Annotated in this window: 13 protein-coding genes; 3 read left to right on the plus strand and 10 right to left on the minus strand. The window is 69.0% G+C overall.

Annotation, left to right across the window (positions count from 1 at the left end):
• Nucleotides 1-40: 40 nt before the first annotated feature.
• Nucleotides 41-1,309 carry an ammonium transporter gene (locus QRN27_RS13080; protein ID WP_285042598.1) on the minus strand — a complete coding sequence of 423 codons (1,269 nt, stop codon included), beginning with the start codon at nt 1,307-1,309 and terminating at the stop codon, nt 41-43.
• Between the two features lie 179 nt (nt 1,310-1,488).
• On the opposite strand from QRN27_RS13080, the gene QRN27_RS13085 reads away from it, so the two are divergent.
• Nucleotides 1,489-1,800 carry a GNAT family N-acetyltransferase gene (locus tag QRN27_RS13085; RefSeq protein ID WP_285042599.1) on the plus strand — a complete coding sequence of 104 codons (312 nt, stop codon included), beginning with the start codon at nt 1,489-1,491 and terminating at the stop codon, nt 1,798-1,800.
• Here QRN27_RS13085 and QRN27_RS13090 read toward each other — a convergent pair.
• Together QRN27_RS13090 and QRN27_RS13095 are read right to left on the minus strand one after the other, a co-directional pair.
• A complete protein-coding gene (locus QRN27_RS13090) occupies nt 1,772-3,175 on the minus strand; it encodes a BNR-4 repeat-containing protein (RefSeq protein WP_285042600.1) in 1,404 nt (467 codons plus the stop codon). The genes QRN27_RS13085 and QRN27_RS13090 overlap by 29 nt on opposite strands.
• Before the next feature lie 428 nt (nt 3,176-3,603).
• Entirely contained in the window at nt 3,604-4,875 is a 1,272-nt protein-coding gene (locus QRN27_RS13095) for an HNH endonuclease signature motif containing protein (protein WP_285042601.1), read from the minus strand.
• A gap of 481 nt (nt 4,876-5,356) precedes the next feature.
• Between QRN27_RS13095 and QRN27_RS13100 the strand changes: the two genes are divergently transcribed.
• The gene (locus tag QRN27_RS13100; protein WP_285042602.1) at nt 5,357-5,950 is read left to right on the plus strand and encodes a DUF805 domain-containing protein; all 594 of its coding nucleotides are present in this window, start codon (nt 5,357-5,359) and stop codon (nt 5,948-5,950) included.
• 102 nt (nt 5,951-6,052) lie between these two features.
• Here the strand turns inward: QRN27_RS13100 and QRN27_RS13105 are convergent, their stop codons facing one another.
• On the minus strand, nt 6,053-6,511 hold the full coding sequence (locus QRN27_RS13105; protein ID WP_285042603.1) for a VOC family protein: 459 nt from the start codon (nt 6,509-6,511) through the stop codon (nt 6,053-6,055).
• A 98-nt stretch (nt 6,512-6,609) separates the two neighbouring features.
• Between QRN27_RS13105 and QRN27_RS13110 the strand changes: the two genes are divergently transcribed.
• Complete coding sequence (locus QRN27_RS13110; RefSeq protein ID WP_285042604.1) at nt 6,610-7,590, plus strand: helix-turn-helix transcriptional regulator; 981 nt, start codon at nt 6,610-6,612, stop codon at nt 7,588-7,590.
• 23 nt (nt 7,591-7,613) lie between these two features.
• Here the strand turns inward: QRN27_RS13110 and QRN27_RS13115 are convergent, their stop codons facing one another.
• The 6 genes from QRN27_RS13115 to QRN27_RS13140 form a co-directional block, all read right to left on the minus strand.
• Nucleotides 7,614-8,201: a DUF1349 domain-containing protein gene (locus tag QRN27_RS13115; protein WP_285042605.1), complete on the minus strand. Its 588-nt coding sequence runs from the start codon at nt 8,199-8,201 to the stop codon at nt 7,614-7,616.
• 34 nt (nt 8,202-8,235) lie between these two features.
• Complete coding sequence (locus QRN27_RS13120) at nt 8,236-9,822, minus strand: glycoside hydrolase family 32 protein (protein ID WP_285042606.1); 1,587 nt, start codon at nt 9,820-9,822, stop codon at nt 8,236-8,238.
• An 80-nt stretch (nt 9,823-9,902) separates the two neighbouring features.
• Nucleotides 9,903-11,363, minus strand: a complete 1,461-nt coding sequence (locus QRN27_RS13125; RefSeq protein ID WP_285042607.1) for a glycoside hydrolase family 32 protein — start codon at nt 11,361-11,363, stop codon at nt 9,903-9,905.
• Between the two features lie 10 nt (nt 11,364-11,373).
• The gene (locus QRN27_RS13130; RefSeq protein WP_285042608.1) at nt 11,374-12,414 is read right to left on the minus strand and encodes a LacI family DNA-binding transcriptional regulator; all 1,041 of its coding nucleotides are present in this window, start codon (nt 12,412-12,414) and stop codon (nt 11,374-11,376) included.
• Entirely contained in the window at nt 12,411-13,325 is a 915-nt protein-coding gene (locus tag QRN27_RS13135) for a carbohydrate ABC transporter permease (protein WP_285042609.1), read from the minus strand. Before QRN27_RS13135 ends, QRN27_RS13130 begins: the two co-directional genes overlap by 4 nt.
• A complete protein-coding gene (locus QRN27_RS13140) occupies nt 13,322-14,203 on the minus strand; it encodes a carbohydrate ABC transporter permease (RefSeq protein WP_285042644.1) in 882 nt (293 codons plus the stop codon). Before QRN27_RS13140 ends, QRN27_RS13135 begins: the two co-directional genes overlap by 4 nt.
• Nucleotides 14,204-14,238 lie beyond the last annotated feature (35 nt).

Here is a 14,238-nt window from a genome sequence, read left to right on the forward strand (position 1 = left end):
GGGTCGGGAGGTGGTGCAGGTCGGTCGGTGGTGCGGTCGGTCAGGCCTTGGCGTCGACGAGGATGTAGCCCTCTTCACCGTGGACCACGGTGTCGATGCCGGCGATCTCGTCCTCGTTCTTCACGCGGAAGCCGATCGTCTTCTCGATCGCGAAGCCGATGATGAAGGCGAGCACGAAGGAGTAGATGAGGACGGAGAAGGCGGCGATCGCCTGGACGAGCAGCTGCGAACCGTCACCACCCATGAAGAGGCCGGTGCCGTTGGCGAAGAAGCCCAGGTACAGCGTGCCGATGAGGCCACCGACGAGGTGGATGCCGACCACGTCGAGCGAGTCGTCGAAGCCGAGCTTGAACTTCAGGTCGATCGCGAGGGCGCAGACCGCGCCAGCGACGATACCGAGGACGATCGCCCAGATCGGGTGCAGTGAGGCGCACGCCGGGGTGATCGCGACGAGACCGGCGACCGCACCGGATGCGGCACCGACGGAGGTCGGCTTGCCGTCCTTGACGCGCTCGACCACGAGCCAGGCGAGCAGCGCGGCGGCCGGAGCGGCGATCGTGTTGACGAAGGCGAGTGCAGCGGTGCCGTCGGCGGCCAGCTCGGAGCCGGCGTTGAAGCCGAACCAGCCGAACCAGAGGAGACCGGCGCCGAGGAGGACGAACGGCGGGTTGTGGGGGACGTAGGCGCCCTTCTTGAACCCGACGCGACGACCGAGGACGAGCGCGAGGGCGAGCGCTGCCGCACCGGCGTTGATGTGCACTGCGGTACCACCGGCGAAGTCGATGACGCCGACGCCGAAGACGTCCTGCAGGCCGTGCGTGATCCAGCCGCCGTAGGCGAAGCTGCCGTCATCGGCGAGGCCGAAGTTGAAGACCCAGCTGGCGACGGGGAAGTAGACGACGGTCGCCCAGATCCCGGCGAAGATCATCCAGGAGCCGAACTTCGCGCGGTCCGCGATCGCACCGGAGACGAGCGCGACGGTGATGATCGCGAAGGTCGCCTGGAACGCGACGAAGGCGAGCGGCGGGTACGCGGCACCCTCCGGCGTCTCGAGCGCACCGGTCAGGCCGATGTTCGCGGTGTCGATCGCCCATGGTGCGACGGTGCCTTCGGAGCCGGGGAACGCGATCGCGTAGCCGTACAGCACCCAGAGGACGCCGATGAGGCCGAGTGCGCCGAAGCTCATCATCATCATGCTGATGACGCTCTTCGCCTTCACCAGGCCGCCGTAGAAGAATGCGAGTCCTGGTGTCATGAGCAGGACGAGTGCCGCAGCTATCAGCAGGAATGCTGTGTTTCCTTGATCCATTCGAGGTGCCTCTCCGCAGGGACGCGGCTGGAGCGCGTCGGGTGCGCCCAGCGTGACACCACCGTGTTTCCGTCGGCGTGTGCCCGTGTTTCCAACAGGTTGCGGATCCGGACCCCGTGTAAACAGCTCATGACGGGACGCATCGGACGTACAGTGAAACTGAGTGGAACGGAGCCCCGATGACGACACCCAGCACCGACGCGGACACCCCCGAGGTCGTCCGCAACGACGAGAGCCACGAGTACGAGATCCGCGTGGGCGACCGCGTCGCAGGCATCGCCGGGTACCGCGACGAACCCGGCCGGATCCTCTTCACCCACACGGAGATCGATCCCGACTTCGGCGGGCAGGGGCTCGGCAGCATCCTCGCGTCGGCAGCCCTCGACGACGCCGCCGAGCGCGGCCTGACGATCGTGCCCTACTGCCCCTTCATCCAGGCCTACCTGCGGAAGCACCCGGATTTCAGCGGCGAGGTGTCCTGGCCGGAGTGACCGCTTCCCGCGGCAGGTGCGGGACGCGTGGCAGGCGCAGGAGGACGGCTTCGCAGCGGTAGTCCTGCGAGCTCGCCATGCTGCCGCGGAACCACAGCAGCGAGACGGTCGACGGATCGCCCGGTGCGACGATCGGTCTGAGGTTGTCGTGCGCCGAATGCTCCGTCACCGGCGTCCACGACCAGCTCGCTCCGGCGTCCGTGGTCCGTCCGTGGAAGATCTCGTGGTGCGGCAGGGTCGTGTCGTCGCGCGGGTCGATCGCGCTCGAGAGGTAGACGGAGTCGAGGTCGTCGGGATCGATCGCGACGAGGCCCGTGTAGTCCTGCTCGTGGGGGAGGAGCCCGGCACCGGCCAGGGCGAGCGGGTGCACGGACCACTCGCCTCCCGGCGGTAGGTGGGCGTACAGGAAGCGGTGGTCGAGGACGGGCCGGTAGCGTTCGGCGGCCTCGTCGGGATGGGCCGGACCATCATCCGCGCGGGCGGAGACGATGGCGGCGAGGGTGCCGTCGGCGGCTCCCCGGAGGTCGACCGTCCAGCCGTGGCCGAGGCGGACCCCGGGCCATCGGCCGTCGTCGGGGAGCGTCGACCCGGCGGCGACGAGGGTCGTGAGGTCCGCCTGCGAGGGTGCGTCACCGTTCAGCGGGTGCGGGTCGACGATGCTGCCGTCGGTGCGGCGGAGTCCGTCGGCGTCGAGGAACCCGTGGTAGACGCTGTTGTCGTAGTCCCGTGGGTGGTGGTCGGTGGTGATGAGATCGATGCGGGTGGGTGTGGAGGTGTAGCGCGTGTACCCGTTCACGTAGCCGACCTTGGGGCGGGTGAAGAGTTTGCCGGCGTACCGCCAGGTGTCGCCGTGGTCGTCGGAGATGAGGGCGCACTGGTCGTCGTTGACGGCGCGGGCGAAGCAGTACAGGCGGCCGTCGAGTTCGTGGAGGTTCGCGTAGGTCACGCCGGAACCGCCGGTGTGGGGGCTCCAGTCGAAGGTCTGCTCGGGTCCCCAGTGGTGTGGGTCGTCGGGTTCGCTGATGCGCCAGCGGGTGAGGTCGTCGGTCTTGTGGCGGGTGTACATCGCGAGCCAGCGGCCGTCGGGACGGTGCCAGAGGGCGGGCACGTCGTGGTCGTCGGATTCGAGTCGCTCGTGGAGGACGACGACGTCGGCGGTGCCGGTGGTGAGGTCGACGACCGTGACCTCGACGTTGCCGCCGCGGCGCTCGCCGTCGACACCGGTGGTCGAGGCGATCGACCCCACGAGGAGGAGGCCGGCGACCGGATCGGCGAGTGCGCGTTCGTCTTGGAACCAGCACCAGGCGGCGTTGTCGTTGACGACGATCGGTGTGGGGTGGTCCCTGGTGGATGGACTGTCGTGTCGGCGCGGCATTGCGACCTTCCGGGTGGGGTTCCGGACGAGGCTATCGGTGTGACCGCGTACTCGGCAAGCGCTTTCCAAGGGGTGGTGCCGCGCCTGGGTACCCTTCGACAGGCTCAGGGACCGGGGTGTTCCCGGTGCGTCTTGTCCGGTCACTGAGCTTGTCGACGTGCCTACGAGAACCCCTTCGACAAGCTCAGGGACCGAGCTGATCCGGCACACCTCCACCGGTCACTGAGCCTGTCGAAGTGTTGAGGGACACAGGCAGCGTCCTGCCTGTGCGCGCGCTCGACTCCGGTCACTGAGCTTGTCGAAGTGCGCACGAGGAACCCTTCGACAAGCTCAGGGACCGGGCTGATCCGCCCACACCTCCACCGGTCACTGAGCCTGTCGAAGTGCCCACGAGGAACCCTTCGACAGGCTCAGGCACGGGCCGGGGTTCAGAACGGTGCAGGGTCCGGTGCGGTTCGGTGGTGTTTGCCGTCGGGTGTGGTCCAGTCGAGGACGCCGCCCGGTTGATGGTCGAGGTTCCAGCCCGGGAGATGCTTCATCCGATGATGATGTCTGCAGAGGCAGGCAAGATTCCCGACGTCCGTTGTCCCGCCGTCGTGCCAGGCAACCGAGTGATCGAGGTCGCATGCCCTGGCTCGACGTCCGCAACCTGGTGCGCGACAGGTGCTGTCCCGAAGCCGCACCGCCCGCTGGAGATCGGCGGGAACGCGATACTGGCCGCGGCCGACCGAGAGTAAGGCACCGGTTTCGGGCTGGACGAGGATGCGGGTGAAAGAGGGTGCGTTGACCGCGATGCGCGCTGCGGTGTCCGGGTCGATCGGCCCGTAGCCGTCGAGCGTGGCAGGTGCGTCGGAGACGCCGGCCATGCTGAGTGCTGGGACGGTGATCTGCACGGTGGGCTTGATGTGCTCCTGCACTTCGATCGGATGCGGGAGCACCGGGTTCGACGCGACATCGTCCGGGGTAACGCCGGCGAGGGCCAGGGCTGCGAGGGCGTCGGCTTGCAACTGTCCACAGGTGCGAGTATCGCCCGCCTTGCGTGACTCCGCAGCTGCGGCCTCGAGGCGCTCGATGATGCCCTGCGCGATGGGCGCGGTGGTGAAGAGGTGGACCCATGCCATGCCGTCCGAGGCGGGCTCGAATTCCACGCGGCGGTCCGCTTCCGAACGGATCGCGCGCGCCGTGATCGATTCCGGGTGCAGCCGCTCACGGAGGTCCTTCGCGCGTTTCTTGAGCCGCGTAGCGGTCAATCGCTCGGCCATCGGGAGTACCTCGGCGAGAAACGACGCGCGTCCAGCGGTTGGCACGTCGCGGAGTTGATCGGTGATCGTACGCGCGTGTCGACTCGAGATCTTGCCCGCCTCGAGCGCGGCCAGCACGGTAGGCGCCTCGTTCACGAGCTGTTCGGCGTCGTCGGTCGCGTGTCGGACCGTCTGTTCTGAAGCACGGGTGGCCATCGCGAGCATCGCGCACGTCGAGCGGCGCGACAGCGCCCGGCGCTCGGCGGGCGGGTAGATGGCCGGGACGACGGTGTCCGCCAGGGCGTCCGCATACGCGGCCGACCGCGCGAGCAACCGCGATTCTTCTGCATCCAAGGCCGCGCGCCGGCGACAGATGCTCGCGTACTCGTCAGAGAACTCAGCGAGCTGCGCGGCGTACTCGTCGCTCGCGCGGATCGCGGTGGCGGTGCTCTCGGTCATGACTCCAGTCCACCATGGACCACTGACATTCCAGATGCTGAGTTCGGGCTGCTGTGGAGGCATCCCGTGAGCACTTCGACAGGCTCAGTGACCGGGTGTGGCTGTGGTGTTTGGTCAGGTTGCGAGCCTGCCGCTGGGCGCACTTCGGCAGGCTCAGTGACCGGGTGTGGTTGTGGGGATTTGAGCGGGTCGAGTGCCTGCCGGTTCGCGCACTTCGACAGGCTCAGTGACCGGGTGTCGCGGACCGGGCACGTTCCGGTCCCTGAGCTTGTCGAAGGGTGCACCTCGACAGGCTCGGTGACCGGCACAGGCTCGGTGACCGGCGCAGGCTCGGTGACCGGTGCGGGCTCGGCGACCGGCTCGGGCTCCGCGGATCGCGCCGGAAGGGAACCAGCCCACCCCAGCGGAACGCAACCCGTCCGGGGGTGATTTCCGCCGCTGCCAGAATTGAGTCATCGACCGACTTCGACCGAAAGCAGCCATGAGTTCCAACCCGACACCCGAATACCCCGCAACCCCGACGTACGCGGCCCCGAACCACGCGCCCCAGGCCCCGCGCGGAGCCACCTCGCCCGACGACCTCTCGCTGCCGCTCTACGGCGCGACGTTGCCGCAGGCAGCCAAGCGCTACCTCCGCAAGTACGCGACCTTCTCCGGCCGTGCCTCGCGGAGCGAGTACTGGTGGGTCACGCTCTTCCTCTTCCTGGTCACGCTCATCCCGAACATCCTGCTGATCACGGGTGTCGCGATCGGTGCGTCGTCGGCTGCCGCACAGCGCGAGGCGATCGTGTTCGACAACAGTGCCGGCTCGAAGACCTACTACACCCAGCCCGGCATCCTCGAGATCCCGGGGGCTGCACCGCTCATCATCGTCGGCTTCGTCCTCCTGATGCTCATCGGCTTGGCGACCATCGTGCCGAGCCTGGCCCTCATCTGGCGCCGACTGCACGACGCCAACTTCCCCGGCCCGTTCTACTTCTTCTCGCTCATCCCGTCGGTCGGCGGCATCATCCTGCTCGTCCTCCTCCTCCTGCCCTCGAAGGCGGAAGGCCAGCGGTTCGACAAGGGACGCTAAGGGTTCGCCTGGTGAACCGAACGGGCCGGTGTGGATGACCTCCGCACCGGCCCGTTCCGTGTCCGCCTCAGTGAGTGCGGTCGCTCAGCGAGCGCGGTGGTCTCAGCCGGCCGTCGCGACGTCGAGGATCCAGGTGACCCCGAACCGGTCGGTGACCATGCCGAAGCCCGGGCTCCACGCGGACGCCGCGAGCTCCTCGACGACGGTACCGCCCTCGGTGAGCTTGGCCCAGAAGACCTCGACCTCCGTGAGCGTCTCGCCGCGCACTGAGACGAAGCACGACTGCTCCGTGACGGTCGTGCCCTGCTCCCTGCGGGTCGCGCCACCGCCGATGAGCGAGCCGCCCGTGGCGCCCGGGCTGTCGTACGCCATGATCCGGAACCCGTCGGCGGACTCGAGCTGTCCGAAGACGACCAGCTCCGCCCCGGGAGCGTCCTTGGGCATACCGAAGTCCGCATAGCTCGCGATCGTCGTCTGCCCGCCGAAGACGGACGCGTAGAAGGCCAGTGCCGTGCGGGCGTCGCCGCCGAAGTTCAGGTGGGTGGTGGTCGTGATGCTCATGAGTGCTCCTCGATTCGGACCGGGCTCCTCCCGGCTGAGCACCATGATGACCGGTGTCTAGGACAGATCGTGTCCGCTACTCGACTTAGGCTCGGACCATGTCCTCACCTACCTCCCGCCTGCTGCAGCTGCTCTCCCTGCTCCAGGCCCGGCGGGACTGGCCGGGCGCGCTGCTCGCCGATCGACTGAGCGTCAGCCATCGCACGATCAGGCGCGACGTCGACCGCCTGCGCGAGATGGGCTACCGGATCGAGGCGACGATGGGTCCGGACGGCGGGTATCGCTTGGACGCCGGGAGTGAGCTGCCACCGCTCCTGTTCGACGACGACCAGGTGGTCGCGCTGACGGTGGCGCTCCAAACCGCCGCGGTGGCGGGCGAGGGCATCGGCGAGGCGGCGCTGCGAGCCCTGACCACCGTCCGACAGGTGTTGCCGTCGCGGGTCCGCCACCGGCTGGATGCCCTGGAGGTCGCGAACGTGGCCCGCGCCGGTGCCGCGCCGACGCCCACGGTCTCCTCCGAGGTGCTGCTCTCGGTGTCAGCCGCCATCCGGGACCGGCACGTGCTCCGCTTCGGCCGGGCGGTCGATGACCCGGCACCGCCGCGTCGGGTGGAACCGCATCACCTCGTGTTGTCCGACGAGCGGTGGTACCTCGTGGCCTGGGACCTCGACCGCGACGACTGGCGGATCTTCCGCGCCGACCGCCTCGTGCCGCGGACGCCGACGGGTCCGCGCTTCCACCCCCGCACCGTGCCCGGGGGAGATGTGCGGGTATTCGTCGCCGCGCGGTTCAAGGGCTCGGAGCACGCCGACCGGTGGCCGTGCGTCGGGACCGTCCTCCTGCACCTCCCGCTGACCGCCGTGCAGCCCTTCGTCGGTGATGGAACGGCCGAGGCGGCAGGCGACGATCGCACCCGGTACACCTCCGGCGCCTGGTCGTGGGTGGCGCTCGCCGCCTCGCTCAACCGGTTCGACACGGAGATCGAGGTGGTCGAGCCCCCGGAACTGGCTGCGGCGTTCGCGGTGCTCGCGGATCGCAATGCGGCGACGGCGACCCGCGGGGCGCCGGCGCAGCGGTGATCGTGTCGCCGTGATGACTGCGGTCAGCCGTGCAGCGCGTCGTCCGGCGGGCCGAGGCGGACGGCAGTGAACCGGACGGTGAGTCCTGCGCGGGTCGGTGCCGCACAGAACAGCCCGGCCTCGACCTCGGCGTCCGGGTCGAGGTGCGCCACCCGGACCAGGCGCCAGTCCTCGTCGTCCACCCGAGCGCGCACGGTCACCGCGTCGCCGTCTCGGCTCGCTCGGATGGTCACGGGACGCCCGAGCCAGTCCGGGACGGGCGCGACCGACCAGTCGGAGGTGCCGTGCGTGACGACCGCGCCGAGCTGGGCGACCCCGTCAGACACCTCGACACCGGCCTTGAGCCAGCTCGTCGCGGACACCCGCAGGAACACCCCGGCCTGATCGAACTGCTCCGAGCCGTCGAGGACGAACGTCACCTCGACGGCCCCGCGGTGTGGCATCGGGGCGACCAGGGCGTGCTCCGTGTCGTGGACGAACCCGTACGAGGTGTGGCGCCAGGCATCGCTGCCCTCGACGGCGGTGACAAGGAGCGAACCGTCCGGCTCCGTCGTCACCGCCGCAGGGGTCGTCGTCCATCGTCCGTGCTCGGTCAGGTGTTGGAGATCCATCCGTCCATCCTGACGCACGGATGAGCGCGCTCGCCTAGATCGCCGTACCGAACTCGCGGATCGTGATCCCTGAGACGGTCAGCGGTCCGCCGTCGGCGTAGAACGAGATCCCCGTGTCGCCCTCGGCGAAGTGGACCTGCTGCGACACGACCGTGTGGCCGGCGTTGACGAAGACCTCGACGCTCTGCGTGTCGACGAAGACCCGCAGGTGGACCGAGCGCGCGGCCGCGTCGATCGGCGCTGCGGCCCGCGTGTACGGCTGCAGTGAGAAGCCTGCCTGATCGGACGGCGCCCGATCGACGTAGAGCTCGGCCCCGGCCTTGCCGATGTTGGTGTGCCGGGAGCCGTCCGCCGAGCGCCCGACGGAGAAACCGACGTTCGTCGCGGTGTCCCAGGCGAGGTCGAGCTCGATCTCGTAGGCCCGGCCGCTCCACGGGAGGACGGCACTCCCGGTGACCGTCTGGCCGGGGAGGGTGAGCGTCGCGGTCGCATACCCGGCGAGGGCGTCGACGGGCGAGCTGAGCAGGCTGTACCGACCGCCGGACTGCGCCTCGAGTCGCAGCTCCCGGACGACGGAGTTCTGGCCGTTGTACCCGTCCGAGGCGTCGGTGGGGACGTCGCGGTTCGCGTACTTCCAGTTGTTCATCCAGGCGATCGCCAGCCGGCGGTCATCGGGCGACTCCGCCTTCGGCCAGGTGACCGCGGCATACCAGTCCCACCCCCAGTCGAGCCACTGCGGGGTGAGGTCGTCAGCCGTGAACCGCGTCCCGTCCCAGGTGCCCGTCCAGTAGGCGTACGTCATGGGCAGGCCGATCGAGTAGGCGTCCATGCTGGCGCCCAACACCCAGTGCCAGCTGCCGTCGCCCGCTCGCATCTGGAACAGGTCGGGGCATTCGATGCCGCCGAGGTCGTGGTTCGGGTAGTCGAAGTTGTGCTGCAACTGCCAGTCGATCAGGTTCGTCGAGGTGTAGAAGGCCGCGTAGCGCGCACGGCCGATGACGCAGACCCACTCGCTTCGCGCCGCGTCCCAGTGCACCTTCGGATCCCGGAACCACTCGGCGTTGTCGATCTCCGCCGCGGTCTGGGCCGTGCGTCCGTCGGTGTTCACGATCACCGGATCCGGGCGCATCGTGAAGGTGAAGCCGCCATCGGTGGACCAGTACAGGTACTGCTCCTGGTACTTCCGGACCCCGTCCGTGGGCTGCGTTGCGAGGGCGATGACCGCCCCGGCACCGTAACCCGCCGTGTTCGCGGTGTCGACGACGGCGGATCCCGACCACACCGGGAAGTCCGGCTGCAGCGGCATGACCGTCCCGTGGTGGGTGAAGGCGACGCCGTCGGTCGTCGTCGCGTGATCCCAACCGCCCGGGCCGTTGTTCTGGCCGGAGTGGAGGTAGTACAGCTGGTACGCGCCGTTCGTGAACACCGGTCGTTGCGGGTCGCAGAGCCACCCCGACGGCGGCGTCATGTGGAACACCGAGCGGAGCGACGCCTGTGCCTGGGCGGAGGTCGTCGCTTGAGCGGCCTGGGCCGTGAGCGGAGCCCCGGTACTCGCGAACAGTGCGAGCGCCCCGAGGCCTGCGCCCTGGAGGATGGTCCGTCTGGAGAGGTCGTGCGTCATTGCGGTTCCTTTCGTCGGTGCTGCGGGCGCGCCGAAGGCACCCGTGGCGGGATGGTGCTGGATCGTGTGATGGAGGAGCGTCAGGCGAACGCGTGCGGCTGGTCGACGACGGCTGCCCGGTCGACGACGGCTGCCCGGTGGAGGACGGCGACGGCGACCGTGACGGGGCTGGCACGTTCGCTCGCGAGCGTGAGTCGGGGCCGTTCGCTCCCGAGGAGGACGAGGTCGGAGACGGTGGCGAGACCACCGTCGACGAACAGCTCGAGCAGTGGGCCGTCGAGGCTGAGCAGCAGCCGCGCCGGCCCGTCGCCGGCGAGTGGGACGATGCTGGTCGAGGCGAAGTCGGGGTGCACCGTGTCCATGGCGCCGCCCGACCGCGTGACCGAGACCGACGCCGACGTCGGGTCGTGGATGATGACGACCTCGCCATCGATGTCGGCCGTCAGCCGGAGCCGCAGTTCGCCCGTCATCGACGGATCCCAGCGCAGCTCGACCACGCCGAAGCCGTCGAGCATCAGGTCGACGGCTTCGGAGGACACGGCGACGGTCGTCGGTTCGATCGCGGCCAACCGTTCCGTCACGAAGGCCGGCGGCTCCTGCACGAGTCGTGGCTCGTCGTCGACCGTGGTCAGCGAGAGCCGTCTGGGGAGCGACATCGCGCCCCGCCACGGCGAGGCGGGGAGGTCGGCGGCGTACCGCCAATTGCCCATCCAGCCGAGGATGACCGCTTCACCGCCTGGAGCGCTGTCGAAGCCGACCGCCGCGTAGAAGTCCCGGCCGTGGTCGAGCCGCTGCAGCTCGGCCCGCTCAGGCGTGAAGGTGGAGCCGTCGAAGTCGCCGACGAGGTAACTCATCGACGATCCGTCCGGGTCCTGCGCGTCACCGACCGGATTGGTGCTGAGGATCAGCACCCACCGGGTCTCCTGGGGGCGACCGTCGACGGCGAGCGGGATGAGGTCGGGGCACTCCCACACCACGCCGGTGGGACCGACCGGACCGAAGGTGCTCACGTGCTCCCAGGTGCGGAGGTCGGTGGAGGAGTACACGAGGACCTGCCGCTCGACGGCTTCCACGGTGAGCATGATCCAGCGAAGGCCGTCGGCGTCCTCGTAACGGATGATCTTCGGGTCGCGGAACGCCTGCGAACCGCGGTCGAGGATCGGGTTGGCCGGATCGCGCTGCCAGGTCAGTCCGTCATCGTCGCTGGTCGCGCGGGACTGCGCCTGCCGACCGTCGGTGGACACGCTCGTGTAGTACGCCGTGAGCCGTCCGTCGGGCCCTGCGGCGACCACGGATCCCGAGTACACCTGTTCCTCGGCGGTGAACCGCAGGGCGACCGGGAGCTCGTCCCAGTGCTGCAGGTCGACGCTCGTCGCATGACCCCAGCTCATGTTGCCCCAGTCGCTGCCCTCCGGGTTGTACTGGAAGAAGGCGTGCCACCGTCCGTGGTGGAAGACCAAGCCGTTCGGGTCGTTCATCCAGTTGCGCTCCGGCGTCAGGTGGAAGCCAGGCCTCGGGAGGACGCTCGGTTCGTCGTGCATGGCCGCGCCCTCAGACGGAGTGCCGCGGGACGGCGGGGCAGGCGATGAGCTGCGGCCCGGTGGACGGCGTGGCGTCGAGGCCGAGCAGCCGACGGACACCGGCCGCTCCGAGCTCGTAGTGGGGGAGGGCGACCGTCGACAGCGGCGGCCGGAGGTGGGCGGCGATGACGTCCTGGTTGTCGAATCCCATGACCGCCATGTCGTCGGGGATCCGCAGTCCGCGTTCCCGCAGCCCGTCGTAGAGTCCCATGGCCACGCGGTCGTTGTGGCAGAACACCGCGGTGGCGCCTGAGTCGACGACCTCGGCGGTCGCCGCGTACCCGCCCTCCTGCTCCGGCGAGGCCGGGAACACGAGGGCGTCGTCGAACGCGACCCCCGCGGCCTGCAACGCCGAGCGGTACCCGGCGAGCCGTCCGGTCTGTGCCGGTGAGGGGGTCGTGGTGTTGACGAACGCGATCCGTCGGTGGCCGGCCGCGAGCAGTGCCTCGGTCGCGGTCCGTCCGCCCTGCTCCTCGTCGGGGACGACGGCGGGGAGTCCGCTGCCGCCGGCGAAGCAGTCGACGAGCACGGTGTCGGTCTGGTGGAGCGCCTCCGGCACGGTGATCTCGTGGTGGAACCAGGTCGAGTACAGGATCCCGCGGACCTGGTGCTCCAGCATCATCGCGATCGCCTCGTCCTCGGCGGCCGTGTTGCCGTCGGTGTTGGCGACGAGCAGGACGTAGCCGTGTCGCCACGCCTCGTCCTGGGCGCCGTGGATGATCTGGCCGGCGAAGGGGGTCGTCGCGATCGCGTCGGCGACGAGGCCGATGAAGCGGGAGTTCCCCTGGGACAGCGTCTTCGCGAGGGCGTTCGGCCGGTAGCCGAGCTCGGCCACCGCCTCGTGCACCCGACGCTTGGCGTCCTCGCCGATCCGCGACCCCGGCTTGTCGTTGACGACGTGCGAGACGGTCGCGACGGAGACGCCGGCAGCCTTCGCGACGTCGCGCATCGTGATGCCCGAGGTGTTCTTCGGGTGGTCTGCGCCGGGCTTCGGCTGGTCCGTGCTGCTCATCCCTTGGTCGCTCCGCTCTCGAGGCCGCTGATCATCGCTTTGTTCAACACGAGGAACACCAGCAGCAGCGGTGTGACCGTGACGCAGACGGCGGCGAACGTCGCCGTCCAATCAGTGTTCCCCATCGCCCCGATGTAGTTCTGCAGGCCGAGCGGGATGGTCTTCAATCCGTCCGACAGCACGAAGGTGTTCGCGAAGATGAAGTCGTTCCAGATGAAGATGCTGTTGACGAGCACGACCGTGATGATCGTGTTGACCGAGAGCGGGAAGGTGATTTGGCCGAAGATCCGGTACGGGCCCGCGCCGTCGAGCGACGCGGCCTCGTACATCTCCCTCGGGATGTACTCGTAGAAGGAGGAGAACAGGTAGACCGCCATCGGCAGGGCGAACGCCGCCAGCGGGATGATCATCGACAGATGGGTGTCGAGCAGACCGACCTGCGAGTAGTCGATGAACAGGGGGACGAGCGCGATCTGCACGGGCACGATGATGCCGAGGAGGAACAGGCCGCGGACGAGCCCGCTGAACCGGAAGCCGAGGACCTGGAGCGCGTAGGCCGCCATCATGCCGGCGATGACGATCAGGGCACTCGACCCGAGCGTGACGATCAGGCTGTTGACGATGTTCAGCCCGAGGTTGCCGGTCGAGAACGCCCGCGCATAGTTCTCGAGCGTCCACTCGGACGGCAGCGCGAAGGGGTTGCCACCGGCGAAGTCCGCCGCCGTCCGGAAGCTCGTGAGCAGCAGCCAGACGAGCGGGTAGACCTGGACGAGCACGATCGCGACGACGGTCACGGTGAGGATCGTCCGCTGCACCCGCACGCGTGGGGTGTGCCGGGGCTTCCGCTTCGGTGCCGGCGCAGCCGCGGGCGCGACCTGTTCGGTCGGCCGGGCGGGGAGGGTGGCGGTCATGACTTGTCCTTCCGTCGGAGCAGCAGGAAGATGAGGCCGACGGCGACGAGACACTCGACGACGATGAACATGGAGATCGCGCTGGCGTAGCCGTAGTCCGTGTGGACGAACGCCGTCTTGTACATGTACGTGGTCAGTAGCTCGGACGACTGGCCGGGCCCGCCGTTCGTCAGCAGGTACGGGATGTCGAAGCCGCGGAGGGCGAAGGTCGTCGCCATGACCGTCGTCGTGATCCACACCGGCCGGATGTAGGGGAAGCGGATCCGCCAGAAGATCTGCCACCAGGACGCGCCGTCCAGCCGGGCGGCCTCCTCGAGGTCGCGTGGCACGGCCATGAGGGCGGCGTAGATGATGAGCATGTACAGCCCGGTGAACCGCCAGCCCTCGGGGATCGACACGGCTGCGAGGACGGTCTGCACATTGGACAGCCAGGCCGTCTGGAGGTCACCGAGACCGACCCAGGCGAGCAGCTGGTTGATGAGCCCCACCGGTTCGAGCGCGTACAGCCGCTGGAACAGGATGGCGATCGCGACCGTCGAGATGACGGCCGGCAGGAGGTAGAGCGTCTTGACGAGCTCGCGGGCCCGGGGGAGGGCGGTGAGCAGCCCGGCGACGAGGAGCGCCCCACCGAGCTGGAGCACCAGGCAGATGGCGAGGTAGCCGAGCGCGTTGCCGAACGACGTCCAGAACACGTCGTCGCGGGTGAGCATCTTGACGTAGTTGTCGAGTCCGACGAACGCCATGTCGGTGATGCCGTCCCACGAGAAGAGGCTGAGGAACAGCGACTGCACGATCGGCAGGAGCACCGCGATGCCGTAGAGGACGAGCGGTGGCACCAGGAACACGAGGACCGACAGCGTCGACCGGCGGGGCAGCATGGACGTGGACATCGGCTTCCGCCGCCGCGGTGGGC

The sequence above is a fragment of the Plantibacter sp. LMC-P-059a genome, assembly GCF_030209505.1.
Classification (GTDB): Bacteria; Actinomycetota; Actinomycetes; order Actinomycetales; family Microbacteriaceae; genus Plantibacter.